Genomic DNA, 24,912 nt, shown 5'->3' with positions numbered 1-24,912 from the left:
GACCGGCCGACCGCCGGGGCCGGAGCGTGGACGCGGGTCCGGCAGGGGCCCGTACGGGGAGGTGTGGAGGCGAGTGGTGGAGCAGCTTACGCAGCACGACCCGAGACGGATCGGCCCCTTCGAGGTGCTGGCACGGCTCGGCGCCGGCGGCATGGGGCTGGTCTATCTCGCACGGTCGGCGTCCGGACGCAGGGTCGCGATCAAGACGGTGCGCACCGAACTCGCGGAGGACCAGCTCTTCCGGGTCCGCTTCACCCGCGAGGTCGAGGCGGCGCGCGCCGTGTCCGGCTTCTACACCGCGGCCGTCGTCGACGCCGATCCCCGCGCCGCCGTGCCCTGGCTGGCCACCGCATACGTCCCGGCCCCCTCCCTGGAGGAGATGGTCAACGAGTGCGGGCCCATGCCCGCCCAGGGCGTCCGCTGGCTCGCGGCCGGCATCGCCGAGGCGCTCCAGTCCATCCACGGAGCCGGCCTGGTCCACCGCGACCTGAAGCCGTCCAACGTGCTCGTCGTCGAGGACGGCCCGCGCGTGATCGACTTCGGCATCGCGAGCGGGGTCTCCAACACCCGCCTGACCATGACGAACGTCGCCGTCGGCACCCCCGCCTACATGTCGCCCGAGCAGGCGAAGGACTCGCGCAGCGTCAAGGGCGCCAGCGACGTCTTCTCGCTCGGCTCCACCCTCGTCTTCGCCGCCACCGGGCACCCGCCCTTCCACGGGGCCAACCCCGTCGAGACGGTGTTCATGCTGCTGCGCGAGGGCCCCAACCTGGAGGGGCTCCCGGACGAGCTGCGGCCGCTCATCGAGTCCTGCATGCAGATGGACGCCACCTTGCGTCCCACCCCCGCCGACCTCCAGGCGCAGCTCGCCCCGCACCTCTTCGAGGGCGGCGACGAGAGCGGAACCGCCTCGGCGTGGCTGCCCGAGCGGGCCGTCGCGATGATCGAGGCCCGGCGCGCGGGACACCGTACGGCCGCGCCCGTCGCGCCCGTCGTCCCCGTTCCCGCCCCCGCGCCCGCGCCGTCCCCCGGGCCGCTCTCCGGCCCCGCCACGCACCGCCGCCCGCGCGGCGCCGCCGACCCGTGGGCCGACCCGCGCACCGGGCAGGCCGCGCCGCCGCGGCCCGACCGGCCTCCGATGGCCGCGGTGTCCTCGGCGCCGGACGCGCCCGTACGGCTCGGCGGGTCCCCGGTGCCGATCGGGCCCGGCCCGCGCGCCACGGCCACTACTCCCGCCGCGCACACCGGCGCCGATTCCGCGACGGCCTGGGTCCGGCCGCCCTCGGGCACCCCGGCGGCCCCCGCCTCCCCCGTCTCCTCCGCCTCCGTACCGGCCCCCGGGCCGTCCCCGGACAGCGGCCGTTGGCGCCCGTGGCGCTTCCGCATGTCCAACGAGGTCTGGGGCACCCCGACCGTCGCGGGCGACCTCCTCTACGTCACCTCCTTCGAGGTCCACGCCCTGGACGTCGGCAGCGGGCGCCGCCAGTTCAAGACCCGGGACGTCGCCTGGTCGATGGCGGTGGCCGACGGCCGCATCCACGCCTCCGACGGCCCCTCCCTCTACGCCCTGGACGCCACCGACGGCGCCGAGCGCTGGCGGCTGTCCACCGACGCCTGGGTGTACGCCCTGCGCGCCGAGCGGGGCACCGTCATCACCGCCACGCGCGGCGGCGGCGTACAGGGCTGGGAGGCGTCCAACGGCCAGAAGCTGTGGGAGCTGGCCGGGGCCCAGTCGGACTTCGAGACCCCGGAGGCGGCCCCCGTCCTCCAGGACGGCACCGTCTACGTCTGGCAGGACGCCCGGCTGAGGGCGCTCGACGCCCGCTCCGGCCAGGAGGCCTGGTCGTACCCGGTCGGCGACGCCGCCTCCTGCGGAAACGTCCCGGTCCGCGTCACGCCCGCCCCCGACGGCAACGTGTACGTCTGCGCCGGGACCCGCGTCCTGTCCGTGGACCGAGCCTCCGGCCGGGTCCGCTGGCACTTCGAGGCCCCGGCCGTCTTCCTGGCGCCCCCGACCTTCGCCCCGGGCCCGGCGGTCACCGGGGGCGGGGTCTACCTCGTCGACTACCTCGGCACCGTCTACGCCCTCGACGCCACCACCGGCAAGGACCGCTGGCGGATCACCACCGAGCCGCGGCCGGCCGCGGACCCGGTGCTGGTCGCCGCCGGCAACGTCCACCTGGGCGCGGGCAGCGCCCTCTACACCCTGGACGCGGTCACCGGCACCCCGAAGTGGAGGTTCGCGGCGGGCGGCGAGATCACCGGCTCGCCGGCGGTCGCGGACGGCAGGGTCCACTTCGGTTCCGCCGACCACTGCCTCTACACCCTGGACGCGGCGGGCGGCCAGCTCCGCTGGAAGCTGGCCACCGGCGGGGAGATCACCGGGGCCCCGGTGGCGGAGGCGGGCGTGGTCTACGCGTGCAGCAAGGACCGCTGCGTGTACGCCCTGGACGCGGCCAAGGGGACCGGCACGCGGAGCCCGGTATGACCCCTACGGGTAGCGCGGCGCACCAGGAGTGACAGGATGGACCCCATGAGCAACGTCTACTTCGACATCACCATCGACGGCAAGCCCGCCGGCCGCATCGAGTTCAAGCTCTTCGACGACGTCGTCCCGAAGACCGCCCAGAACTTCCGCGAGCTGGCCACCGGCCAGAACGGCTACGGCTACGCGGGCTCCGGCTTCCACCGCGTCATCCCGCAGTTCATGCTGCAGGGTGGCGACTTCACCAACCACAACGGCACCGGCGGCAAGAGCATCTACGGCGAGAAGTTCGCCGACGAGAACTTCACGCTGAAGCACGACCGTCCGTTCCTCCTCTCGATGGCGAACGCCGGCCGCAACACCAACGGCTCGCAGTTCTTCATCACCACCGTGGTCACCTCGTGGCTCGACGGCAAGCACGTCGTCTTCGGCGAGGTCGTCAAGGGCCAGGACGTGGTCGAGGCGGTCGAGAAGCTCGGCACCCAGTCGGGCGCCACCCGCTCCAAGGTCGAGATCGCCGCCTCCGGCGTCGTCGACGCCGCCTGACCCACCCAGCGCTGCCGGTCGGCCCCGTCCCCCACCCGGGGGGTCGGGGCCGCCGCCATGTCCGGGACAGCCCTTAGCCGTGGTCCTTCGGGGGCGGGTTCCAGGGCTCCGTGGCCGGCGGGACCGCGTAGGGCTCGGGCATCGGGGTGACCGGGGGCAGGGCCCGGCGGTCGCGGCGCGGGCGTCCGCTCATCACGGCGGCCGCGAGCAGCAACAGGGCTCCGCCGCCGAACGCGCTCGCGAGGCCGTTGCCCAGGCCCCCGCCGTCGGTGCCGACCGACAGGCCGCCGGCCGCCTGGCCCTGGCGGACCATCCAGAGCACCGCGAAGCCCAGGACCACGATCCCGGCCAGCGCCATGAGGGTGCGCGAGCGCAGGATCACCGCCGCCAGGGTGAGGACCGCCGCGAAGAGGAACGGCAACAGGAGCGAGCCCAGCAGCGCCGCCTTGTGGGCGGTGATGCCGGACCCCTCGAACAGCTCCTCGATGCGGTAGTCCCGTCCGTGGCGGCCGTCGTACCAGGCGCGGAAGGGGCTCCAGACGGCGACGGTCGCACCGACCAGGCCCATGAGGGAACCGAGCACGTTACGGATCATGATCCCGACGCTACGCCGGGCCCCCGGGGCCCGCACGCCGGCCGGGCGGGGGTCAGGAGGAGGCGCGGGCCGATCGGACCCGGGCGCGCAGGGCCTCGTTCATCGTGGTGAGACCGCGTGCCGTGCCGGTCAGGGTCTTTCCGAGGAAGGGGACCAGCAGGCCGCGGAAGCGCTCGCCGTGTTCCAGTCGGGTGGTGCGGCCCGGGCCCTCCGAGAGGCGGAAGTAGCGCTCGCCGTCGAGGAGCCCCGGGACCGGGCAGCGCCGGGTGACCCAACGCAGCTCGACACCGGGGACGACGGTCAGCACCCGGGGGCGCGAGGACCTGGGCCTGCCCGACTCCGGGTAGGTCCGCAGGTCCAGACGGGTGCCGGGGACCACCTCGCCCGCCGCTTCGCGGATGAGGGTGTTCCAGGTGCAGTAGCGGGGCAGGTCGGTCAGCGTTGCCCAGACCTCTTCGGGCGTCGCGTCGATGGTGATCTCGGTGGCGATGGTGGTGCGCACTGGTGCCGTGCTCCTCGTGGTGGGTTCGTACTCACCGAAGGGACGCGGGTGGGATGCGGCATGCCGCCGGGTTCGGTGCTCGGGATGCAACCACGGTTGCGGGCGGCGGGGCACGGCGAGGGAGAGATCTTCGCTCGCGGCGGAGAGACCGGAATCATCGATTCCGGCCGTGGGGTGGTGTATGCCCATACGTCGGGCGGACCGGGGAGGTCATCCTGGTGGCGCGCGAGCCCGAGCCCGAGCCCGCACCGGGCCCACCAGGTGCCCGTGCCTGATCAGCGCAGTCGGAACTCCGATCCCGGTCGCCGGCCCCCGAAGAGTTCCGCCTGCCGTTCCGGGGGCAGGTTGCCCAGCGCGATCAGGGCCGGCGCCTGGTCCAGGGCCTGCTGGAGCGCGGCCCGTTTCGCCGACCACAGCGCCCGCACCGTCCCCTGCACGGCCTCCGTCGGGAAGCCCGCCAGGGTCCGCGCCGAGCGCACCGCCGCCGCGAGCAGTTCCTCGGGCTCGACCAGCTCGGAGACCAGGCCGATCTCGTGGGCCCGCCGCGCGGAGAGCCGTTCCGCCGTGCCCATCAGGGACATCCGGGCGACCTCCCCGAACGGCATCCGCTGCGCCATGTAGACGGCCTCGTAGGCGCTGACCATCCCGTAGGTGGTGTGCGGGTCGAAGTAGGTGGCGGTGGTGGCGGACACGATGAACTCCGCCTCGCCCAACAGGTAGAAGGCCCCGCCGCAGGCCATGCCGTTGACGGCGGCGATCACCGGCTTCCACAGGTCGTTGGCCTTCGGGCCGATGGCGATCAGCGGATCGTCGGTCGAGTACGGGGAGCCCGGTTGCGGCACCTCCACCCCGCGGTCGACGCCGGTGCAGAACGCGGCCGTCCCCGCGCCCGTCAGCACCACCGCCCGGACCTCGTCCTCGTACCGGAACCCCCGCCAGACGGCGGCCAGTTCGGCCGCCGTCTCCAGGTCGACGGCGTTGTGCCGCCGCTCGCGGTCCAGGGTGACGACCGCGACCCCGGACTTCTCGTCCCGCTCCACCCGCAGCGTCAAGACTTCTCCAGGATCCAGCGCGGCACGGCCATCCCGCCCGTCTCGGTGAACACCACCTGGACCTTGGCGCCGATCCGCAGCCGCGCCGGGTCCACCGAGTCGAGCGGGGCGTCCGCGGAGGTGACCAGGTTCCCGACGAGCCGGATCGACGGGGCGTCGGCCAGCTCCACGAGGATCACGTTGTACGGGGCCTGCGCGGCGTAGGCGGGCAGCAGCGGGGGGTGCGGGCGGACGTAGGACCAGATCCGGCCCCGCCCGCTCGTCAGGCGCCACTCGGAGTCGAAGGACCGGCAGTGCGGGCAGCAGGGACGGGGCGGAAAGCGGGGACGGTCGCAGGCGGCGCAGGCCTGGATCCGGAGTTCGCCCCGCGCGGCGTACTCCCAGAAGGGGGCCCCGTCCTCGTCGGGGACGGGGAGCAGCAGCGCTTCCCCGGCGGCGGTCGTCTCGGCGGCGCGCGTCTCGGCGGCGGTCGTCTCGGTGGGGCTCGTCTCGATGGCGGTCATGGCGGGGCCTCCTCAGGCGCGCAGCAGGATCGCGGACGTCGGGACACCCTCGCCCGCCGTCACCAGGCAGGTCGCGGCGTCGGGCACCTGGGCGGTGGAGACGCCCCGGAGCTGCTTGACGCCCTCGTTGATCAGGTTGAAGCCGTGGACGTAGGCCTCGCTGAGGCCGCCGCCGCCGGTGTTGATCGGGAGCCGGCCGCCCATCTCCAGGGCGCCGCCCTCGGTGAAGGCGGCGCCCTCGCCGCGTCCGCAGAAGCCGTAGCCCTCCAGGGAGAGCGGGATCAGGGGGGTGAAGGCGTCGTAGATCTGCGCGACGTCCACGTCCTGGGGGCCGAAGTCGGCCTGCTTCCACAGGTGTCGGGCGGCGGTCCAGGCGGGGCCGGAGAGCGGGTCGTCGTTCCAGTAGTTGACCATCCCGTGGTGTTGGGAGGGCAGGCCCTGGGCGACGGAGTGGACGTAGACGGGCTTCTGCCGGCAGTCGCGGGCCCGTTCGGCGGAGACGATCACGCAGGCCAGGGCGCCGTCGGTCTCCAGGCAGTTGTCGAAGAGGCAGAGCGGGTCGCTGATCATGCGGGAGGTCATGTACATCTCGCGGGTCAGCGGGCGCTCGTACATCATCGCGGCCGGGTTCTCGTTGGCGCGGTTGCGGCAGGCCATCGCGACGTTGAAGAGGTGGTCGCGGGTGGCGCCGTACTCGTGCATGTAGCGGCGGGCCAGCATGCCGATCTCGTCGGCCGGGCGCAGCAGCCCGAAGGGCCGGGTCCACTGGCCGGGGGTCGGGAGCTGGACCGCGGTGTTCTTCCAGGGCCGGGGGCCGGAGCCGCGTTTGCGCGAGCGCCAGGCGACGCCGACGGTGGCCTGGCCGGTGGCCACGGCGGCGGCGAGGTGGCCGACGGTGGCGCAGGAACCGCCGCCGCCGTAGCCGATCTTGGAGAAGAAGGTGACGTCGCCGGCGCCGATGGCCTTGGCCACCTCGACCTCGTCGGTCTCCTCCATGGTGTAGGAGGAGAAGGCGTCGACCTCGGAGGGGTCGATGCCGGCGTCGGCGAGCGCGGCGAGGATCGCGCGGCAGGCCAGTTCCTTCTCGGACTGCGGCAGTCGTTTGGCAAAGGCGGTCTGGCCGATGCCGACGATTGCCGTAGCGTCCTTGAGCGTTGCCGCCATCGCCACCTCCGTGGTGCGTCGCCAGTGCTGACAGCCGCGAAGGCTACAGCTAATCTGACGGATAGTCAGCTACTGGGTCGCAGGGAGGGGTGGGCGATGCACGAGGGCGCGGGCGCGGAGGCGTACGGAAGTGGGGCGGGGGCCGGTACGGGGTCGGAGGGCGAGGCCGGGTCCGGGGTCCCGTCCGGGGTCGCGTCCGGCCCCGGGGGTCCGGCCGACCGGGCAGGGTCGCCGGACGACCCCCGCGGCGACCTGCGGTGGGGGAGCATCGCCGCACTCGTGCGGGACGCCGCCGCGCGGCACGGCGACCGGGAAGCCGTCGTAGACGGCCGGGTCCGGATCAGCTACGCCCAGCTCGGCGCCCGCGTCGAACGGGCCGCGGCCGCCTGCGTCGCCGCCGGGGTCGAAGTCGGCGACCGGGTCGCCGTCTGGGCGCCCAACACCCTGGAGTGGATCGTCTCCGCCCTCGGCGCCGTCAGCGCGGGCGCCGTCCTCGTCCCGCTCAACACCCGCTTCAAGGGCGCCGAGGCCGCGTACGTCCTGCACCGCAGTCGCGCCCGCCTGCTCTTCGTCACCGGCACCTTCCTCGGCACCTCCTACGTCGCCTCGCTGCGCCGCGCCGCCGCCGACGGCCCCGGCGCCGGACCCCTCCCGGGCCTGCCCCACCTCGACCAGGTCGTCGTCCTCTCCGACGACGCCCCCGAGGACTTCCGCACCTGGAAGGACTTCCTCGCGGGCGGTGACGCCGTCCCCGCCGAGGCGGTCCGCGCCCGCGCCGACGCCATCGCCCCCGACGCCCCCTCGGACATCATCTTCACCTCCGGTACCACCGGCAGCCCCAAGGGCGCCGTCATCACCCACGCCCAGTCCCTGCGCTGTTACGCCGTCTGGAGCGAACTCGCCGGCCTGCGCGAGGGCGACCGCTACCTCATCGTGAACCCCTTCTTCCACACCTTCGGCTACAAGGCCGGGATCATCGCCTGCCTGATGCGCGGCGCCACGATGATCCCCCAGCCCGTCTTCAACGTGGACACCGTCCTCGCCAACGTCGCCGCCGAGCGGATCTCCGTCCTCCCCGGGCCGCCCACGCTCCACCAGTCCCTCCTCGACCACCCCCAGCGCGACCACCACGACCTCTCCGCCCTGCGCCTCGTCGTCACCGGCGCCGCCGTGGTGCCGCTCCAACTCGTCGAACGGCTCCGCGCCGAACTGCACATCGCCACCGTCCTGACGGCCTACGGGCTCTCCGAGGCCGGCGGCATCGTCACCATGTGCCGCCGCGGGGACCGCGCGGAGGTGGTGTCCGCCACCTCCGGCCGCGCCATCCCGGACACCGAACTGCGCATCGCCGGCCCGGACGGCGAAGCGCGCCCCACCGGCGCGGCCGGCGAGGTGTGGGTGCGCGGGCACCACGTCATGCGCGGCTACTTCGAGGACTCCGAGGAAACCGCCCGCGCCATCACCCCCGAGGGCTGGCTGCGCACCGGGGACGTGGGCGTCCTCGACGCCGAGGGCAACCTCCGCATCACCGACCGGATCAAGGACATGTTCATCGTCGGCGGGTTCAACGCCTACCCCGCCGAGATCGAGCAACTCCTCGGCCTGCACCCCGAGATCGCCGATGTCGCCGTGGTCGGCATCGCCGATCCGAGGCTCGGCGAGGTCGGCAAGGCGTACGTGGTCCGCCGCCCCGGATCCCCGCTCACCGCGGACGACGTGATCGCCTGGTCCCGCCGGGAGATGGCCAACTACAAGGTGCCGCGCGAGGTGGAGTTCGTCACCGACCTCCCGCGCAACGCCAGTGGCAAGGTCCTCAAGACGCAGCTGCGCTCGCGCCGTACGCACACCTGACCCGGACCCGGACCCGGACCTGGACCCGAGCCGGTGCCCCGGCCCACCCCGGCCGGGGGCGTGGCGGGACACCACCGACGATCTTCACAGCGGCCCGCGTTAGCCTGCACGGGTGAGCCAGAACCAGTCAGCCGTCCGATTCCGCTGGGGGGCCCGGGTCTGGGCCGGGCTCGCCGCCGCGGCCGCCGTCGCCGTGGCGCTGGTCGTCACCGCCGTCACCCTGGCCTCCGGCCCGCCGCCCGGCGCGGACGGCGGCCCGAGCGACGGGGGCGCCGCCGCCGGACGCCGCAAGGCGGGCCTGACCGCCGCCGTCTCCGCCCCCTTCAGCGCCTTCACCGAGGGCTACGACTGCTACCGCATCCCGGCCCTCACCCCCACCAAGGACGGCGGACTCCTCGCCCTCGCCGAGGCCCGCACCTCCGGTTGCGACGACATCGGCGACATCGACCTGGTCATGAAGCGGTCCTCGGACAACGGCCGGACCTGGAGCCCCATGGAGGTGGTCCGGGGCGCCGGCGACCCCGGCGCCTACGGCAACCCCACGCCCGTCGTGGACTCCACCTCCGGCCGGGTCTCCCTCCTGTACGCGTACAGCACCTGGGCCCCCGACGCCGCCGGCAACCGGGTCCGCGGCCCCCGCGAACTGCGCCTGGCCCACAGCACCGACAACGGCGCCCACTGGACCGCCGAACCCAACCCCCAGCCCCAACTCAAGGGCGAGGACTGGGCCTGGGTCTCCGTTGGCCCCGGCCACGGCATCCAGCTCACCCCCACCCGCCCCGACCGCCCCGGCCGGCTCGTCGTCGGCGCCGACTACCGCACGGAGGCCGACGAGTCCGGAGCCCAGCTCCTCTACAGCGACGACGGCGGCCTGACCTGGAAGGCCGGTGCCCGCTGGGGAGCCCCCGCCGGCACCCCCGCCCCCAACGAGCCCGCCCTCACCCAGCTCCCCGACGGCCGGATCTACGTCAACGCCCGCTCCACCGCCACCTGCGGCACCGCCGACCACCGCGTGGCCGCCCTCGTCGACGACGCCGCCGCCCCCGCCTTCCCGGCCCCCGGCTTCGCCCCCGTCGGCGGGCTCCCGGCCCCGCCCGCCTCCGCCTCCCTGCTCCAGGTCCCCGGCGGGCCCCTGCTGCTGTCCGCGCCCTCCCGCCCCGGCGCGGAGTACTCCGACCGCTGGACCCTCGCCGTACGCAGCTCCCCCGACGGCGGTCGCACCTGGTCCCAGGAGGGCGGCGTCGTCCTGCGCGACCGCGCCGGCTACTCCGACATGGCGGCCCTGCCCGGCGGGCAGGTCGGCATGCTCTACGAGACGGCCAACGGCACCCCGCACGGCTACATCAAGTTCACCGCCTTCGGCCCCCCGGAGCTCCAGGCCGCCGCCGAGGACCTCACCCCCCGTCACACCACCGACGCCACCCCGTACCGCAACCACGCCGTCGTCCACGGGGCGCCCAAGCTCGGCAACCGGCCCGGCGGCGGCAAGGCCATGCGCTTCGACGGCAAGGACGACTTCCTGCGCCTCATCGACTGCCCCGACGAACTCCGCGTCGGCGAGGGGGACTTCGCGGTCACCGCCTGGGTCAAGTACAAGACGCGCGGCCAGGACCGCGACAGCGGCCTGCTCCAGCCCCTCGTCTGGGGCTACGGGCAGGGCCAGGGAGCCAAACAGTTCCGCGTCGAGGCCGACCCCGCCACTGGCGGGCTGACCGGCACGATCGACGCGGGCTCCGGCCCGGTCTCCGTCGCCACCCGGGGCCGCACCGACGACGACGCCTGGCACCACGTGGTCTTCCAGCGCCAGGGCGCCCGCCTCGGGATCTCCGTGGACGGCGGGCCGGCCACCACCACCGTGCTCGCTCCCCAGCAGAGGGACTTCCGCCCCCAGGGCGCCTTCACCATCCACCTCGGCACCCAGCCCGACCACAAGGCCTTCTACGCCGGCGCGCTGGACGACGTACGGATCTACGGGCGCTCCCTGTCCGGCAACGACGCCGCCCGCCTGCGCGACGGCAGCGAGGTCACCGACCAAGAGCGGGTGCACCTCACCTTCGACCGCATCTGGTGACGGCGCCCTACGCGGGACCGTGCGCGGGTTCCGGTGCGGGTTCCGGTACGGGCTCCCGCGCGGCGGCCTTCCGGGCCAGGACCAGGCGCCAGCGCGGGCTGCCGTCCGCGGCCCGGCCGAAGTGCTCCAGCGGGGCGCTCTCCACGACGAAGCCCGCCGCGCGCAGGTCGGCGAGGACCGGGCCGTAGGGGAAGGTGCGGTAGTACATGACGAACGGCGGCCGCCACACGGCGTTGCGCACCCGCATCGCCGCGTCGAAGCCGGCCACCGCCCACCACACCGGCGAGGTGAGCGGGAGCGGCGCGCCGACGGGGAAGGCGAAGAGGCCGCCCGGCCGCAGGGCGCGGTGCACCTCCGCGAAGAGGGCGGGTCGCTCGGCGGGCAGGAAGTGCCCGAAGGCGCCGAAGCTCACCGCCAGGTCGTAGGAGTCCCCGAGCGGATCCGGCAGCGCCAGCGCGTCGGCCCGTACGAGTTCCACCCCCTCGGGGTGCGCCCGCGCGGCCTCGGCCAGCATGCCCGCGCTGAGGTCCACCCCGGTCACCCGGTCCCGGCACAGCCGCCGCAGCATCGGCAGGGCGGCGCCGGTGCCGCAGCACAGGTCCAGCCCGGCCCCGAAGGCGGCGCCCTCCCGCTGCGCGAGGGTCTCCTCGACGGCGTCGAGCATCCGGTCCGGGGTGCGGAAGGGGGTCAGGTCGAACTTCGGCGCGAGCAGGTCGTAGCCGCGCTCGACGGAGGAGAGGGCCTGGACGGTCAGTTCGCGCAGGCTGGGGCCCTGTGAGGTGAACACGGGCCCAGCCTAGTGAGAGGAGCCGCCGGGTGGGGCGGGAGTGGCCGGCCAACTGCCGGGGCGGGGCCGGGCCGCCGACCCCGGACATGGGTGCGCGGCGGCTGTGGTGTCCCCCCTGACCACCACGGCCGCCGCGCCATTCCCCGTACGCGCGTTCCCCCCGGTACGCGTCCCCCGTACGTCATGCCGTGCGGTTCCCCCTCGTGAGCCGTCCCGTACGTCCCCCGTACATCCCCCGTGGGAAGGCTCACGCCGCACGTCCTGCCCCGACACGGTCCCCCGTACGTCCCCCCGTACGCCGTGTCGTGGGTCTGTTGCCGCTACGGGAGCGGAGGACCGGACGCGTGGTTGTCCAGCGTCACGATCTCTTCGTCCGAAGCGTGGTTGTCGGCCGGCTTGCTCGTCGCGGTGCCGGGCGGAAGCTTCGGGTCCGAAGGATCCGAAGGGCTCGGCGGGTTCGACGGGTCGAGCGGCTTGATCTCGATGCCCGAGGCGTGGTTGTCCAGCGGTCTGATGTCGCCGTCGAGCGGCAGGCTGTTCTCGTTCGTCGTCATCGGATCTCCTGATGGGTTGGCTTCGGGCCAGGGCCCGTTCGGCGATTCCCCCGAGGACCGCCGAACGGGTGATCCACCTACCGACCCGGGTGCCCCCCGCCGCGCCGGGTCGATGTATCCATCCTGACGCACGGCGATAAACGAACGATGAACGAGCCGTTCATCCCCGTCCGAGCATCCGCGCCGTCCACCCCTCGCCGCCCCGGACGGGACGACCCCGACGCCTTCCTCAGGCGGCCAGCTCGGCGGCCAACAGGGCCTGCACCTCGGCCAGCTCCGAGGACCCGAGCTGGGCGAACACCGACTCCGCGTCCCGCCAGCACGCCCGCGCCCGGTCCGGCTGGCCCAGCCGCCGCAGGGCCTTTCCGAGGACCGTCAGCACCGTCGCCCGGCGCCACTCCCCGCCGATCCCGCGCAACGCGATGGCCTGTTCGGCGTGCTTGGCGGCCAGCGTGGGCCGCCGGGCCGCGAGGTGCGCCTCCGCGAGGCGGAAGTGCGTGACGCCCTCCCACAGCGGCTGACGGTTGTCGTGGAACAGCGACAGCGCCTCCCCGAGCTGCGCGAGGGCCTCGCGCAGCCGACCGGCCTGGGTCAGGGCGATGCCCAGGGCGTACCGTCCGTTGGCCAAGCGGAGGGTCAGCCCCATCCGGTCGTAGATCGCGATGCCCTGCTGGGCGAGGTCGATGGCGCTGGACACCCGGCCCAACTGGACGTGGATCCGGGAGAGGTTGCACAGGGCGCTGGCCTCGCCGACCAGATTGGCGTCGGCCCGGAAGTTGTCGATGGCCTCCAGCAGGAAGCGCTCCCCGTCCGCGTACCGGCTCTGGTAGAGCGCGATGATCCCGAGGTCGTTGGGGGCCCAGCAGCTCGCCAGCGGATCGCCCGCCTCCCGGGCGAGGACCATGGCCCGACCGGCCTCCTCCTCACCCTCGGCGAAGCGGCCCGCGAACAGGTGGACCATGGTGAGGGCGGTCCGGGCGCGGCCCTCCGAGCGGGCGTCGCGCGCCGCGCGGCCGGCCTCGCGCAGGGTCAGGGCGGCCGACTCGTACTGCTTGGAGTTCGCCCCGGACTCGGCGAGGTCCTTCGCCGCCAGCAGCAGGTCGACGGCCCGGCGCAGCGCCCCGGGGCGCCCGGCGGACTGGCGTACGCAGGCCAGCAGCGGGTCGGCCTCGGCGAACAGCCAGTCCAGGGCGGCGCGGGGCTCGGTGAGCACCAGCCCGGGGTGGCGGGTGGCCGACAGGTGTGCGGGGAGGCGGTCGCCGGGGCGCTCCAGGGCGTACACCCGGGAGGCGGTGGCGAGGTAGAAGTCGAGGAGCCGGTCGAGGGCCGCCCCGCAGCCGCCGGGCGGCTGTTCGTCGCGCTCGGCGCAGGCGCGCGCGTAGAGGCGTACGAGGTCGTGGAAGCGGTAGCGGCCGGGGGCGGCCGACTCCAGCAGGGAGCAGTCGACTAAAGCCTCCAGGAGGTCCTCGGCGTCGTGCTCGGGCAGGTCGAGGACGGCGGAGGCGGCGGCCAGGGAGGTGTCGGGGCCGTCGGCGAGGCCGAGGAGGCGAAAGGCGCGCTGCTGGGCGGGCTCCAACTGGCCGTAGCCCAGCTCGAAGGTGGCTTTGACGGCGAGGTCGCCGGCCTGGAGCTCGTCGAGGCGGCGGCGTTCGTCGGCGAGCTTGGCGGCGAGGACGGAGACCGTCCAGGTGCGTCGGGCGGCGAGGCGGGAGGCGGCGATGCGGATGGCGAGCGGCAGGAAGCCGCAGGCGCCGACCACGTCGAGGGCGGCCTGCCGTTCGGCGCCGACCCGTTCGGTGCCGACTATGCGCGTGAACAGCTGTAGGGCCTCCTCGGGGCTCATCACGTCGAGGTCGACGAGATGGGCCCCGGCGAGGCCCGACATCCGGACCCGGCTGGTGACGAGCGCGGCGCAGCCGGCCGTGCCCGGGAGCAGCGGGCGGACCTGGGCGGCGTCGCGGGCGTTGTCGAGCAGGACCAGGACGCGGCGGCCGTCGAGGAGGGAGCGGTAGAGGGCGGCCCGGTCGGCGGGGGAGTTGGGGATGGAGCTGTCGGGGGTGCCGAGCGCCCGCAGGAAGGAGCCGAGGACGGCTTCGGGCAGGGCGGGGCGCGGTTCGGTGCCTTGGAGGTCGACGTAGAGCTGACCGTCGGGGAAGTGCGGTCGGGCGGCGTGCGCGACGTGCACGGCGAGGGTGGTCTTGCCGACGCCGCCGATCCCGGCGAGCGCGGAGACGGCCATGACCCGGCCGTCGCCGTCGGCGCCGGTGAGGATGTCCCCGAGTTCGGCGACGATGGGACTGCGGCCGGTGAAGTCGGGCACGGTGGCGGGCAGTTGGGCGGGTCGTACGGAGACGGCGGCGGCGGCCGGCGCCGGGCTCTCGGCGCGCGCCAGTTCGGCATCGGCGCGCAGGATCCGCCGCTGGAGCGCGGACAGCTCGGGCCGGGGGTCGACGCCGAGTTCCTCGGCGAGGAGGCGGCGGGTGTCGGCGTAGACGGCGAGGGCCTCGGCCTGCCGGCCGCTGCGGTAGAGGGCGAGCATCAGCAGCTCCCGCAGTCGCTCCCGCAGGGGATGGGCGGCGGTGAGCGCGGTCAGCTCGGAGACGGCCTCGGCGTGGTGGCCGACCTCCAGGTCCAGATCGAGGCGGGTCTCCAGCAGCTGGAGCCGCCATTCCGCGAGCCGGGTCCGCTCGGTGTCGGCGTGCGGCCCGGGGACCCCGGCGAGGGGTTCGCCGTCCCACAGGTCCAGCGCGCGGGCGAGCAGCGTACGGGCCAGGGTGCGGTCCCCGGCGGTGCGGGCGCGCTCGGCGTCCGTGGCGAGGCCGCGGGCGATCCCGAGGTCGAGGGCCTCTTCGTGGCGCAGCCGGATGGCGTACCCGCCGGCGTCGGTGACGAGCGAGTCCGGGTCGAGAACCTTGCGCAGCCGGGAGGCGTACGTCCGGATCGTGGCCAGGGCCTGCTGCGGCGGGTCCTCGCCCCAGATGGCGTCGATCAGCTCGGGCGCCGTCGCGGTGCGGCCGTCGCGCAGCAGCAGTACGGCCAGCAGGGCCCGCTGTTGGGGGCTGCCGGAGGGCAACGGCTCGGCGCCGCGCCAGGCGCGCAGCGGGCCGAGGACGGCGAAGCGGTTGCCGGAGGAGGGGGCGGGGGTTTCGGGCGCGGCGGTTTCGGGGGCGACGGGTTTGGGAGCGGCGGGTTTGGGAGCGGTGCCCGCCTGCCGGGCGTCCGTACCGCCCTCGGGCACGTCGGTGCTCGTCGTCGCGGACCGGGCTGCCTCGGGGTGGTTCCGCTGGTGCGGGATGGCCGGTACGCCGTCCATCTGTCGTTCCCCCTGCCTTCCGTCGGTTTAGGGGCCAGTCTGCCCTGTGTTGCACGAACACGTCAGCCCGCGCCGGAGTGATCGGCTCCCCGGCGCCGGAGAAGTGGCGCCGCACTAGCTGACGGTTCGTCAGATCAGCGCTACCGTAGGGGCCATGGAGACCTTCCCGAAGATCATCTCGGTGGACGACCACACGGTTGAGCCCCCCCACGTCTGGCGGGACCGGCTCCCGTCCAAGTACCGCGACACCGGCCCCCGGGTCGTCCGCGCCCCCCTCAAGGAAATGACCTTCCTCGGCGGGAAGTTCGCCCCCGTCATGGGGGCGCCGGGAGACGACGGCCCCATCGGCGACTGGTGGGTGTACGAGGACCTGCACCGGCCCCTCACCCGCCTCGACACGGCCGTCGGGTACGACCGCGACGAGATCAAGCTGGAAGTCATCACCTACGAGCAGATGCGCCCGGGGTCCTTCTCGGTTCCCGAGCGCCTCGCGGACATGGACGTCAACCACGTCCAGTCGGCCCTGTGCTTCCCCACCTTCCCCCGCTTCTGCGGCCAGACCTTCACCGAGGCCAAGGACCGCGAGCTGGGGCTGCTGGGCGTACGGGCGTACAACGACTGGATGGTGGAGGAATGGTGCGGCCCCGAAGCCCGGGGCCGCCTCATCCCCCTGACCCTCGTCCCCCTCTGGGACGCCCGCCTCGCCGCCGCCGAGGTCCGCCGCAACGCGGCCCGGGGCGTGCGCGCGGTCGCCTTCTCCGAGATACCGCCGCACCTGGGCCTGCCGTCCATCCACACGGACGACTGGGACCCCTTCCTGGAGGCGTGCAACGAGACCGGCACGGTCATCGCCATGCACATCGGCTCCTCCTCGCGGATGCCGTCCACCTCGGCGGACGCCCCGCCCGCCGTCGGCTCCACCATCACCTTCGCCAACTGCTGCTTCTCGATGGTGGACTGGCTGATGAGCGGCAAGTTCGAACGCTTCCCCAACCTGAAGATCATGTATGCCGAGGGCCAGATCGGTTGGATCCCGTACATCCTGGAGCGCGCGAACGTGGTCTGGGAGGAGAACCGCGGCTGGGGCGGTGTGGCGGACAAGGTCCTGCGCCCGCCCTCGGAGCTGTTCGCCGAGCACGTCTACGGCTGCTTCTTCGACGACGCCTTCGGCCTCAAGAACCTGGACTCGATCGGCGTGGCCAACGTCCTCTACGAAACGGACTACCCCCACTCGGACTCCACGTGGCCGAAGTCCCGCGAGGTAGGCGAGTCCCAGATGGGCCACCTGGCTCCGGACGTGGTGGACCGCATCGTGCGCGGCAACGCGATCGACCTGCTGAGCCTGACCCCGGAGGGCCTCTGGGCGGGGGCGTAGGGGGGTGGGGCGGGGTCGGGGGGAACCTCGGCGGTATGCGGTGGGGCGGTCTCTCGGATGGTGTGGGGGTTTCCCGCCAGTCCACTGTCCTTCCGTGCCGGTCCGGTCCCTCAAGGGCGCTCACTGCGTTCGCGTCGCTACGCGATTTCGCTGCGCTCAACCCTTGACCGACCGGCCCGTCACGGAATGCCAAAGACTGTCGGGAAGCCCCCAAAAGAACGGGCTGGTCTGTAGTGACGAGGAGCGGGTCTCTCATGAGCAGAGGGGCGGGCGCTTCGGCCGGCAGGCCGGGCATTCGGGTCCCTCGCAGAACCTTTCAGGACTCGACTCGGACTTCTCCACACCTGCGGTTGATCAGGACAGTGGGACGGGACCTGGGGCGCATCAGATCGCTACGCACTCCCACTCGGCTCAGCGACTGCGGGCCGTCAGGGCCTGGACATAGGCGCAGAAGACGTCGCGCGCCCTGCCTGCCGGCCGGGTGTGGCGTGCATCGTGCGGTGCGGGGTACACGGCTAATAGTGACCCAAGGAGGAGCCATGCCAACGTTGTTGACGCGGATCAAGCAGTTCGCGCGGAGTCCGCAGGGACAGCGGGCGGTCGCCTCGGCCCGCAGGGCCGCCGCAGACCCCCGGAAGCGTGCGCAGGCCGGTCGATTCCTGAGCCGCCTGCGCGGGAGGAAGTGACCGTTTCTCCCCGCCCCGCTCTGTCGGTGCCGTGATGCAGGATCGGCACGACAAGAGTCAACGAGGGCGGGGAGGCACCATGCCGATCACCAACCAGCAGGTCGCCGGACGTGAGTTCCTGCGACCGCTGTTCGCGGACGACTATTTCCCCGATCGCGTCCTCGACAAGGGGCGGGCGATCCTCGTGCGGCTGTGTGAGCGGATCGAGGCCGAGCGGCCGTCGGACTTGGCCGCCCTGTACGCGCTCACCCAGTCCGCCACGGGCGAGTTCAACCTCCTGGAAACGGAGTTCGAGGCGGCGGGAAGCGGCATCGAGACGGTTGCGCGGGAGGAGATCGCCGAGGACTTCTGGTTCGTGGCGAAAGCCTACGGTTTCGCGGACGCGGACGTGGAAGAACTGATCGCCACCCGGGATTGGTGAGCCCCGAAGGTTCCGAGCGTGGCGCGGTGGTCGACCACCGCGCTTTCTCGTCGCCGGAGTGACACTGGAGGAGTGACCGACACCGAACGGCAGACGGACCGGCGCTTGGAGCGAGCCATCCTGGAGTTGCTGGAACGTCGTGGCCCGGCCGCGACGATCTGCCCCTCCGACGCCGCGCGAGCGGTCTACACGGGGGATGGCGACGGCTGGCGCGCGCTCATGGAACCGGCCCGACGCGCGGCCCGGCGCCTGGTCGCGGCCGGCGAGGTGGAGATCACCCAGGCCGGCCGCCCCGTCGACCCGACCGAAGCACGCGGCCCCATCCGCATCCGCCGCACCCCGGCCCCTTAGGTCCGGTCCCGCCGGAGGTAGCCGGTCCTCGGACATCCTGCGTCCGGATCGAAGGTCGGGCACATCGCAGGGTCGTCTTCTTCGCCGAAGAGGAAGACGGACACCGTGCAGTCGGGGGAGGACAGCGTCAGCACGCTGCCGTGCGTGACCGCCTCGTCGCCACTCCCCATGGACGGGTCGTCAAACGCCCAACGTCCCGACGGGAGGCCCGACGGGCCGCAGTCCTCGGCTTCGAGGTACCTGCCGAAGTCTTCAGTGACGAAAGTGTGATCCTCGCGGAAGGTCAGGGAAACCGCCGTGTCACTCACTACCCACCGACCCGTGAGTTCGTCCGCCGAAATCGACGTCATATACATCGCTGTCGCCAGGGCGCAGGACGCCGTCAGAGCCGCAGCCGCCGCTGTGAGGGCCACCGATGACCACAGTCGTCGCTTCACGCACATCACTCCCCCAACAACCGGGCAACTTCCCGCCCCACCATATTTGAACACGCTCAAAATAAGTAGCCGGGAACCCCGCGCCCACCCCCAGACGGGCCGCAGTCGCTGAGCCGACCGGCAGTGCGTAGCGATCCGATGCGCCCCCGGTCCCCTTCCACTGTCCTGATCAACCGCAGGTGTGGAGTAGTCCGAGCCGAGTCCTGAAAGGTTCTGCGAGGGACCCGAATGCCCGGCAGGCTCGCCGAAGCGCCCGCCCCACGGCCCCTGACGGGGCCGCTCCTCGTCACTTCAGACCAGCCCGTTCTTTTGGGGGCTTCCCGACAGTCTTTGGCATTCCGTGACGGGCCGGTCGGTCAAGGGTGGCCGAAATCGCGTAGCGACGCGAACGCAGTGAGCGCCCTTGAGGGACCGGACCGGCACGGAAGGACAGTGGACTGGCGGGAAACCCCCAAACGTTCCGAGAGCCCGCCCCACACAGGCCCCGCCGAGGTTCCCCCCGCCCCACCGCCCAGGCCCTGCCGAGCCCTGAGCCGGTTTCCCGTTGTGACCAAGCTCGCAGTACGCGCTCGCACACCCGTGAGGGGAAGGGGGGTGTACCGCGTACACGTCCTCGCCCGCCCCCCTCACCGAGTACCCGCGCTTCGAGTTGGGGTGGGGATACCGGACGAACATGACGGGCGGGGAGGAGTTCCTGCTCCGGATGCACGGGACCGGTCACCGGACCGGCCACTGATGTCGCCGCCACTGACGTGGCCGCCCCTGACCTTGCACCCCGGCCCGGCCTCGGGGCATGCTTCGCCGGGGTACAGCGGGGAGGGAGCATGGCGGTGGACACGCGGACCGTGGTGACGGTGGTGCTGTGTGCGGCGGCGGCGCTCGGGGCCTCCGCGGCCGTGGCCGAGCTGGCACCGCCGGTCCAGGGGGCCGAGGGCGTACGGGCCGGGGTGGCTTCGCCGTCCGGTTCGCCGGGCGGGCCGTCGCGATCCGGAGGGTCCAAGCCTCAGCTCGCCACCCCGATGCCGAGCCCGGCGACGCCCAAGCCCGGCGGGCCCGCCGCCTTCACCGGAGCCCTGTTCACGGGCGGCCTGGACGGGGACCACTTCTGCACCGCCACCGTCGTGCGCAGCCCCGGGAAGAACCTGCTCGTGACTGCCGGCCACTGCCTGATGGAGGGTGAGCAGGCCCGCGACGGGGGCGCGGTCTTCGCACCCGCGTACGCGAACGGCATCGCCCCGTACGGCACGTGGAAGATAGAGCGGGTCTACGAGGACGAGCGCTGGGCCGAGGGCACCGACGACGACTATGACCTCGCCTTCGCCCGGGTGGTCCCCGACAACAAGGGCCGCGCCATCGAGGACGTCATCGGCGGCGCCCCCCTGGACACCACGGGCCGCGCCGGCGAGGAGGTCACGGTGACGGGCTATCCGGCGGACCGCAAGGTGCCCCGTACCTGTACGGCCGTCGCGGTGCGCCTCAGCGCGACGGAGCAGCGTTTCGACTGCTCCGACTTCCCGGGCGGCACGAGCGGCAGTGCCTGGATCGGCCGCGACGGGAAGATCATCGGCATTCTGACGGGCGGGGACACCGACGACGTCTCCACCAGCACGGTCCTCGGCGACTACGCGGCCAAGCTCTACGCGAAGGCCACCGCGGCCCGCTGACCGTCGCCCCCGGGCGGCAGTCAGGCCGGCAGCCGGGCGGGACGTTACGTCACGAGCCCCAAGTGGACCGGCTCGGACCGGGTTTCGGCGAGGAGGGTCGCCAGGCGCGGGGGCCAGAGGGGTTCGCCGAGGGTGGCGAGGCGTTGCGGCGAGAGCCACTGCCAGTGGATGTCCGGGGCTTCGAGCCGCGGCTCGCGGTGGGGGCCGCTGGTGACGTAGATGTGCTCGTGCTGGCGGACCGGGATGCCCTGGTGGGTGAAGTCGTGCTCCCAGGTGCACAGCAGCCGTTGGGGCTCCAGGTCGGTCCAGCCCGTCTCCTCGCGCAGCTCGCGCCGCACGCACTCCTCGGGGGTTTCGCCCGGGTCGATGCCGCCGCCCGGGGGCAGCCAGTGGATGCCGACTTCGATGTTGTTCTCCCGGAAGAGGAACACCGATCCGCTGGGGGAGAGGACGACGATGCGGGCTGCCTGACGCGGAGTTCTCATCAGTTCAGGGTAAGTCGGCCGGCCGCACCGCGGGAGGGGGCTGCGGGCCCTCTCCCGCAGCCCCGCGAGCGTCGGCGCACGCTGGTGTACTGGTCGGATGCGGGCGCCGACGCGGATGCCGACGCGCTCGCCCACGCCCACGCCCACGCCCACGCGGACGCCCACGCCCACGCCGGCGCGGGCACCGACGCGGGCGTCGCTCCCGACCTTGCCCCGGATACCGATCCGGACACCGACGCGGACGCCGACACCGACGTAGGCACCGACCCGACACCGGCGCCGGCGCCGACGTAGGCACCGACCCGACACCGGCGCCGACGTAGGCGCCGACGCCCGCGCGGCGATCAACCCGGATGCCGCCGCCCCCACCCCCCCTACGCCGCCTGGAGGGCCAGCGTCGGGGAGAGGCGGGCCGCGCGGATGGCCGGGTAGAGGCCGGCCACCGTGCCGATGGCGAGGGTGGCCGCGAAGCCGCCGGTGACGGCCCAGAGCGGGACCACCCAGGGGAGGTCGCCTACCCGGGCGTAGACGCCCGTCGCCGCTCCGCCCAGGGCGATGCCCGCGAGCCCGCCCAGCCCGGACAGGAGCAGGGACTCGGTGACGAACTGGATCCGGATCTGCCCCTTCGTGGCGCCGAGCGAGCGGCGCAGGCCGATCTCGTGGCGGCGTTCCAACACCGAGATGATCATGGTGTTGGCCACGCCCACCCCGCCCACCAGGAGGGCGATGCCGCCCAGCCCGAGCAGCAGGGTGCTGAACGCGCCCTCCGTGGCCGCCTTCGCCTGGAGCGCCGAGGAAGGGTCGGTCACCGAAACCGCGCTCGGCGTCTCGGGGTTGGCCGTCTGCCCGATGAGGGACCGGACGGCGGCCACCCGGTCGTCCACCGAGCGTTCGTAGACCGCCGTGGGGTGGCCGTCGAAGCCGAGCAGGTCCGTGGCGGCCTCCCAGCCGATGAGCGCCGAGCGTTCGATCTCCGGGGCGAGGGGGATCGGCTCCAGGATGCCGACCACCGTGAAGTAGCGGCCCCCGACGTACACCTGTTGCCCCGGACCGGTGATGCCCAGCCGTTGCGCCGAGACGTGCCCGAGCACCACCGAGGGGTAGCGTCCGGTGGCCGCGTTCAGCCAGGCGCCGTCGCGCATCTTGGCCCGCAGGGTGGCGAGGAGGTCGTCCTTGGCGGCCTTGAGGGCGATGCCGCCGGTCTCCCCGGACGGGACGTTCTCCGAGCGCAGTACGGACTGCGGTACGTCACCGACCGTGCCGACCGACTCGACGCCGTCGATCCGGGAGATCATCCCGGGGGCGTCCGGCGGGAGCTTCGTGTCCTGGCCCGTGAACATCGACTGGCCGGGGGTGGCGACCAGCATGTTCGTGCCCAGCTTGTCGAGTTCCCGCAGCAGCTTGGCCTGGCTGGACGAGGAGATCCCGACCACCGCGATCATCGTGGCGATGCCGATCGCGATCCCGAGGGCGGAGAGGAACACCCGCATGGGGCGCGAACGCAGCCCGGCCGAGCCCGCGTGCAGGACGTCCCGGGGAGTGAGCCGGGGCGGCGCGAGACGCGTCCGGTCCTTCGTACGGCCCGAAGCGCCGCCCCTCGTACGGTCCGAAGCGTCGCCCGTCGTGCCGCCCCTCGTACGGTCCTTCGTGCGGCGGCCCATCACGCCACCTCCGGACCGAGAACGGGTCCCACGGCCGGGCCCGCCACCGTGTCGGCCATCGTGTCGGCCGACGCTCCGCGGCGCAGGTCCGCGACGACCTCGCCGTCGCGGATGCGCACCTGCCGGGGCAGGGCGGCGGCGATCTCCTGGTCGTGGGTGATCACGGCGATGGTGGCCCCGTCCTCGTTCAGCTCGTGCAGCAGCTCCATCACCGACTGCCCGGACGCCGTGTCCAGGGCGCCCGTCGGCTCGTCCGCGAGCAGCAGGTCCGGCTCTCCCGCCACCGCGCGGGCGATGGCGACCCGTTGTTTCTGTCCGCCCGACAGCTCGTGCGGGCGGTGGTCCATCCGGTCGCCGAGGCCGACCCGCTCCAGCGCCCGCGCCGCCCGCCGGCCGCGCTCGGCGCGCGGGAGCCCTGAGTACAGCAGCCCCTCGGCGACGTTCGCCCGGGCACTGAGGCCCGGCACCAAGTGGAAGGACTGGAAGACGAAGCCGACGTGGCGCGAGCGCAGCGCCGACAGGGACCGGTCGGACAGGGTCGCGATGTCGTGGCCGGCGATGCGGACGGTGCCCGCGGTGGGCCGGTCCAGGGTGCCGACGATGTGCAGCAGGGTGGACTTCCCGGAGCCCGAGGGGCCGACGATGGCCAGCAGTTCCCCGCTCAGGACGTTCAGGTCCACCCCGCGCAGGGCGGCGACGCCGCCGGGGTACTCCTTGGTGACCCCGGCCAGCTCGACCACCGGGTACGCGCGGCCCCTCACAGTTTCGGCACCCCGACCCGCGCGCCCTCCTTGAGGTCGCCGCCGGTCACCTCGACCCGGCCGTTGCCGAACATGCCCAGCTCGACCTTGACGTCGCGCGCCCGGCCGTTCTCCACGACCTGGACGCCGAAGCCGCCGCCGGGCAGTGCCAGCAGGGCGTTGACCGGTACGGAGAGCACGCCGGTGCGGGTCTCGCCGGTCAGGGACACCGACACCGGGGACTGGTCGGGGCCCGAGACGTCGCCCGGGTCGTCGAAGACGACGCTCACCTCGACCTTCGCCTTCTTGTCGCCGCCCCCGCCCCCGCTTCCGCCGGATCCGGAACCGCCCGATCCGCCCGATCCGCCGCCGTCCTGTCCGTCCCCGCCGCCGGCCGTGTTGCCGACCGAGTCGATCTTCCCGCCGGCGGTCTTGCCGCCCGGCAGCCGCACGCTCACCTTGTCGCCCGTCTTCGCCGAGCCCGCCTTCGCCGCGTCCAGCTGGAAGCGGACGATCCGCTCGGTGCCGGTGACCGTCAGCACCGGCTTGCCCGGCCCCGGCTCGTCGCCGAGCGCCGCGTCGTTCCGCTTCACCCGCTGCGGGCCCGAGGCGAAGGCGATGTCCTCCTTGGCGACCTCGCCCGTCTCCTTGACCTTGTGGGCCTTCTGCCAGCGCTTCACTCCCGTCGCCGTACCGTCGGTGAAGGTGCCGTCCTCCGCGTTCAGCCCCGTCCCGTAGCCCAGCGCCACCAGGTTCCGTTTGAGCTGCTTGACGTCCTCGCCCTTGTCCCCCGTCTTCAGCGGGCGGTACATCGGCGTGGTTCCGTACATCAGCCGGACCGGCTTGCCGTTGATCTCGTACAGCCTCCCGTCCCGCTCGACGGCCGAGCCCTCGGCGGCGGTCCAGGTCAGGACCCCGGGGCCGGGCGCGCTCAGCCTGCGCTCCCGCGCGTAGCCGAGGGTGCCGTCCACCTGGGTCCCCGAGCTGAGGTCCCCGCGCAGCACCTGCGCCGTCGCCGGCGGCAGCCCGTCGGAGCGCTGCCGGCTCGTGTCGTCGTGCGAGGGCCGGTCGAGGACGGCGTAGCCGCCGCCCGAGACGGCCAGGACCACGGCCAGGGAACCCACCAGCCAGGCCGCGCGGCGCCCCATCAGGCCGCTTCGCACTTCTTCTGGGCCTCTTCGAAGGCCTTCTCCTGGCCCTTGGGCACCTCTATGCCGCTCTTCATGCCGCCGCTGTACTCGGGGTCCTTCAGGTCCACGCCGTTCTTGCGCATGCACTGGACCCAGGCCAGCTCCTTGTCCTTCTGCTCCTGCGTCGGACCCTCGCCGGACCCGGGCACCTGCATGCCGCACGCCTTCATGGCCTCCTGCATCTTCTGCGGGTCCGCGCCCCCGCCGAGGGTCATGCCGTTGGGGTTCTCGCCGGGCTTGGGCTCGGGCGCGTCCACGCCGTGCTCGCGCAGGCAGGCGCGCGTCTTCACCCCGTTGTCGGCGTCGGCGCCGCCGCCGGATCCGCCGGTTCCTCCCGAGCCGCCGCTCGCCGAGCTGGTGCCGCTCTCGCCGTCCTTGTCGGAGGAGCCGCTGTTCGTGCAGGCGGTGACGAAGAGGGCCAGACCGGTCAGGACGGTGGCCGTGGTCATGGTCAGGGATCGGTTCATGGGCCCGAGCGT

Annotated in this window: 23 protein-coding genes and 1 pseudogene; 10 read left to right on the top strand and 14 right to left on the bottom strand. The window is 73.4% G+C overall.

Translation table 11 applies throughout. The features are described 5' to 3' along the window. Positions 1–73 precede the first annotated feature (73 nt). Both ACIOD1_RS04815 and ACIOD1_RS04810 read left to right on the top strand, forming a co-directional pair. On the top strand, positions 74–2,488 hold the full coding sequence (locus tag ACIOD1_RS04815; RefSeq protein ID WP_401900129.1) for a serine/threonine-protein kinase: 2,415 nt from the start codon (positions 74–76) through the stop codon (positions 2,486–2,488). 36 nt (positions 2,489–2,524) lie between these two features. Next, entirely contained in the window at positions 2,525–3,031 is a 507-nt protein-coding gene (locus ACIOD1_RS04810) for a peptidylprolyl isomerase (protein WP_401900127.1), read from the top strand. Between the two features lie 73 nt (positions 3,032–3,104). Here ACIOD1_RS04810 and ACIOD1_RS04805 read toward each other — a convergent pair whose 3' ends face one another. From ACIOD1_RS04805 to ACIOD1_RS04785, 5 genes are all read right to left on the bottom strand, one after another. Then, the gene (locus ACIOD1_RS04805) at positions 3,105–3,626 is read right to left on the bottom strand and encodes a hypothetical protein (protein ID WP_365620112.1); all 522 of its coding nucleotides are present in this window, start codon (positions 3,624–3,626) and stop codon (positions 3,105–3,107) included. Between the two features lie 52 nt (positions 3,627–3,678). Then, complete coding sequence (locus ACIOD1_RS04800; protein ID WP_365620109.1) at positions 3,679–4,128, bottom strand: SRPBCC domain-containing protein; 450 nt, start codon at positions 4,126–4,128, stop codon at positions 3,679–3,681. Positions 4,129–4,403: 275 nt separating this feature from the next. After that, a complete protein-coding gene (locus ACIOD1_RS04795) occupies positions 4,404–5,180 on the bottom strand; it encodes an enoyl-CoA hydratase/isomerase family protein (protein WP_365620106.1) in 777 nt (258 codons plus the stop codon). Then, positions 5,177–5,602 (bottom strand): OB-fold domain-containing protein, encoded by a 426-nt coding sequence (locus tag ACIOD1_RS04790; RefSeq protein ID WP_365620705.1) that lies wholly within the window; start codon positions 5,600–5,602, stop codon positions 5,177–5,179. Before ACIOD1_RS04790 ends, ACIOD1_RS04795 begins: the two co-directional genes overlap by 4 nt. A 93-nt stretch (positions 5,603–5,695) precedes the next feature. Continuing rightward, a complete protein-coding gene (locus ACIOD1_RS04785; protein ID WP_365620103.1) occupies positions 5,696–6,847 on the bottom strand; it encodes a lipid-transfer protein in 1,152 nt (383 codons plus the stop codon). Between the two features lie 96 nt (positions 6,848–6,943). Between ACIOD1_RS04785 and ACIOD1_RS04780 the strand changes: the two genes are divergently transcribed. Beyond that, positions 6,944–8,698: a FadD3 family acyl-CoA ligase gene (locus ACIOD1_RS04780; RefSeq protein ID WP_401900123.1), complete on the top strand. Its 1,755-nt coding sequence runs from the start codon at positions 6,944–6,946 to the stop codon at positions 8,696–8,698. A gap of 112 nt (positions 8,699–8,810) precedes the next feature. Beyond that, positions 8,811–10,769, top strand: a complete 1,959-nt coding sequence (locus ACIOD1_RS04775) for an exo-alpha-sialidase (RefSeq protein ID WP_401900122.1) — start codon at positions 8,811–8,813, stop codon at positions 10,767–10,769. Between the two features lie 7 nt (positions 10,770–10,776). On the opposite strand, the gene ACIOD1_RS04770 is transcribed toward ACIOD1_RS04775, so the two are convergent. From ACIOD1_RS04770 to ACIOD1_RS04760, 3 genes are all read right to left on the bottom strand, one after another. Continuing rightward, positions 10,777–11,556: a class I SAM-dependent methyltransferase gene (locus tag ACIOD1_RS04770; RefSeq protein WP_401900119.1), complete on the bottom strand. Its 780-nt coding sequence runs from the start codon at positions 11,554–11,556 to the stop codon at positions 10,777–10,779. A gap of 320 nt (positions 11,557–11,876) precedes the next feature. Continuing rightward, the gene (locus tag ACIOD1_RS04765; protein WP_365620091.1) at positions 11,877–12,110 is read right to left on the bottom strand and encodes a hypothetical protein; all 234 of its coding nucleotides are present in this window, start codon (positions 12,108–12,110) and stop codon (positions 11,877–11,879) included. A 229-nt stretch (positions 12,111–12,339) separates the two neighbouring features. After that, positions 12,340–15,423, bottom strand: a complete 3,084-nt coding sequence (locus ACIOD1_RS04760) for a BTAD domain-containing putative transcriptional regulator (RefSeq protein WP_401900117.1) — start codon at positions 15,421–15,423, stop codon at positions 12,340–12,342. Between the two features lie 154 nt (positions 15,424–15,577). Here ACIOD1_RS04760 and ACIOD1_RS04755 point away from each other — a divergent pair, with 154 nt between their 5' ends. From ACIOD1_RS04755 to ACIOD1_RS04745, 3 genes are all read left to right on the top strand, one after another. Beyond that, complete coding sequence (locus ACIOD1_RS04755) at positions 15,578–16,798, top strand: amidohydrolase family protein (RefSeq protein WP_401900115.1); 1,221 nt, start codon at positions 15,578–15,580, stop codon at positions 16,796–16,798. Positions 16,799–17,563: 765 nt separating this feature from the next. Next, positions 17,564–17,905 carry a DUF5713 family protein gene (locus ACIOD1_RS04750; protein ID WP_365620082.1) on the top strand — a complete coding sequence of 114 codons (342 nt, stop codon included), beginning with the start codon at positions 17,564–17,566 and terminating at the stop codon, positions 17,903–17,905. A gap of 72 nt (positions 17,906–17,977) precedes the next feature. Then, positions 17,978–18,256: a DUF3253 domain-containing protein gene (locus ACIOD1_RS04745; RefSeq protein WP_401900113.1), complete on the top strand. Its 279-nt coding sequence runs from the start codon at positions 17,978–17,980 to the stop codon at positions 18,254–18,256. Here the strand turns inward: ACIOD1_RS04745 and ACIOD1_RS04740 are convergent. Beyond that, the gene (locus ACIOD1_RS04740) at positions 18,253–18,693 is read right to left on the bottom strand and encodes a hypothetical protein (RefSeq protein WP_401900111.1); all 441 of its coding nucleotides are present in this window, start codon (positions 18,691–18,693) and stop codon (positions 18,253–18,255) included. The two genes, ACIOD1_RS04745 and ACIOD1_RS04740, sit on opposite strands and share 4 nt — an antisense overlap. 563 nt (positions 18,694–19,256) lie before the next feature. Between ACIOD1_RS04740 and ACIOD1_RS04735 the strand changes: the two are divergent. Then, positions 19,257–19,393, top strand: a pseudogene (locus ACIOD1_RS04735) (DUF6879 family protein); the annotation flags it as partial. Between the two features lie 130 nt (positions 19,394–19,523). Then, positions 19,524–20,357 carry a trypsin-like peptidase domain-containing protein gene (locus ACIOD1_RS04730; RefSeq protein ID WP_365621311.1) on the top strand — a complete coding sequence of 278 codons (834 nt, stop codon included), beginning with the start codon at positions 19,524–19,526 and terminating at the stop codon, positions 20,355–20,357. A gap of 44 nt (positions 20,358–20,401) precedes the next feature. Here ACIOD1_RS04730 and ACIOD1_RS04725 read toward each other — a convergent pair whose 3' ends face one another. Further along, entirely contained in the window at positions 20,402–20,842 is a 441-nt protein-coding gene (locus ACIOD1_RS04725) for an NUDIX domain-containing protein (RefSeq protein WP_365621314.1), read from the bottom strand. Positions 20,843–20,926: 84 nt separating this feature from the next. Between ACIOD1_RS04725 and ACIOD1_RS04720 the strand changes: the two genes are divergently transcribed. Beyond that, a complete protein-coding gene (locus tag ACIOD1_RS04720) occupies positions 20,927–21,136 on the top strand; it encodes a hypothetical protein (RefSeq protein ID WP_401900108.1) in 210 nt (69 codons plus the stop codon). Positions 21,137–21,216: 80 nt separating this feature from the next. Here the strand turns inward: ACIOD1_RS04720 and ACIOD1_RS04715 are convergent, their stop codons facing one another. Genes ACIOD1_RS04715 through ACIOD1_RS04700 form a run of 4 tightly spaced genes read right to left on the bottom strand, consistent with a single transcriptional unit; the run spans position 21,217 to position 24,900 of the window. Further along, positions 21,217–22,503, bottom strand: coding sequence for an ABC transporter permease (locus ACIOD1_RS04715; protein ID WP_365621317.1), 1,287 nt, complete (start codon positions 22,501–22,503; stop codon positions 21,217–21,219). After that, a complete protein-coding gene (locus ACIOD1_RS04710) occupies positions 22,503–23,264 on the bottom strand; it encodes an ABC transporter ATP-binding protein (protein WP_401900105.1) in 762 nt (253 codons plus the stop codon). The genes ACIOD1_RS04715 and ACIOD1_RS04710 overlap by 1 nt, the downstream gene beginning before the upstream one ends. Beyond that, positions 23,261–24,391 carry a peptidoglycan-binding protein gene (locus ACIOD1_RS04705; RefSeq protein WP_365621323.1) on the bottom strand — a complete coding sequence of 377 codons (1,131 nt, stop codon included), beginning with the start codon at positions 24,389–24,391 and terminating at the stop codon, positions 23,261–23,263. Before ACIOD1_RS04705 ends, ACIOD1_RS04710 begins: the two co-directional genes overlap by 4 nt. Next, a complete protein-coding gene (locus tag ACIOD1_RS04700) occupies positions 24,391–24,900 on the bottom strand; it encodes a hypothetical protein (protein WP_401900102.1) in 510 nt (169 codons plus the stop codon). Before ACIOD1_RS04700 ends, ACIOD1_RS04705 begins: the two co-directional genes overlap by 1 nt. Between the last annotated feature and the right edge of the window lie 12 nt (positions 24,901–24,912).

The organism is Streptomyces sp. NPDC088097 (assembly GCF_044741845.1).
GTDB lineage: Bacteria > Actinomycetota > Actinomycetes > Streptomycetales > Streptomycetaceae > Streptomyces.
The sequence above is the reverse complement of the archived record's forward strand: the minus strand, read 5'-3'. Positions and strand labels throughout refer to the sequence as shown.

Excerpts from the sequence above, each read along its gene's own strand:
- ACIOD1_RS04750 (WP_365620082.1), top strand. The coding sequence starts at position 17,564 with ATGCCGATCACCAACCAGCAGGTCGCCGGACGTGAGTTCCTGCGACCG.
- ACIOD1_RS04810 (WP_401900127.1), top strand. The coding sequence starts at position 2,525 with ATGGACCCCATGAGCAACGTCTACTTCGACATCACCATCGACGGCAAG.
- ACIOD1_RS04725 (WP_365621314.1), bottom strand. The coding sequence starts at position 20,842 with ATGAGAACTCCGCGTCAGGCAGCCCGCATCGTCGTCCTCTCCCCCAGC.
- ACIOD1_RS04700 (WP_401900102.1), bottom strand. The coding sequence starts at position 24,900 with ATGAACCGATCCCTGACCATGACCACGGCCACCGTCCTGACCGGTCTG.
- ACIOD1_RS04785 (WP_365620103.1), bottom strand. The coding sequence starts at position 6,847 with ATGGCGGCAACGCTCAAGGACGCTACGGCAATCGTCGGCATCGGCCAG.
- ACIOD1_RS04705 (WP_365621323.1), bottom strand. The coding sequence starts at position 24,391 with ATGGGGCGCCGCGCGGCCTGGCTGGTGGGTTCCCTGGCCGTGGTCCTG.
- ACIOD1_RS04755 (WP_401900115.1), top strand. The coding sequence starts at position 15,578 with ATGGAGACCTTCCCGAAGATCATCTCGGTGGACGACCACACGGTTGAG.
- ACIOD1_RS04780 (WP_401900123.1), top strand. The coding sequence starts at position 6,944 with ATGCACGAGGGCGCGGGCGCGGAGGCGTACGGAAGTGGGGCGGGGGCC.
- ACIOD1_RS04765 (WP_365620091.1), bottom strand. The coding sequence starts at position 12,110 with ATGACGACGAACGAGAACAGCCTGCCGCTCGACGGCGACATCAGACCG.
- ACIOD1_RS04715 (WP_365621317.1), bottom strand. The coding sequence starts at position 22,503 with ATGGGCCGCCGCACGAAGGACCGTACGAGGGGCGGCACGACGGGCGAC.
- ACIOD1_RS04805 (WP_365620112.1), bottom strand. The coding sequence starts at position 3,626 with ATGATCCGTAACGTGCTCGGTTCCCTCATGGGCCTGGTCGGTGCGACC.
- ACIOD1_RS04760 (WP_401900117.1), bottom strand. The coding sequence starts at position 15,423 with ATGGACGGCGTACCGGCCATCCCGCACCAGCGGAACCACCCCGAGGCA.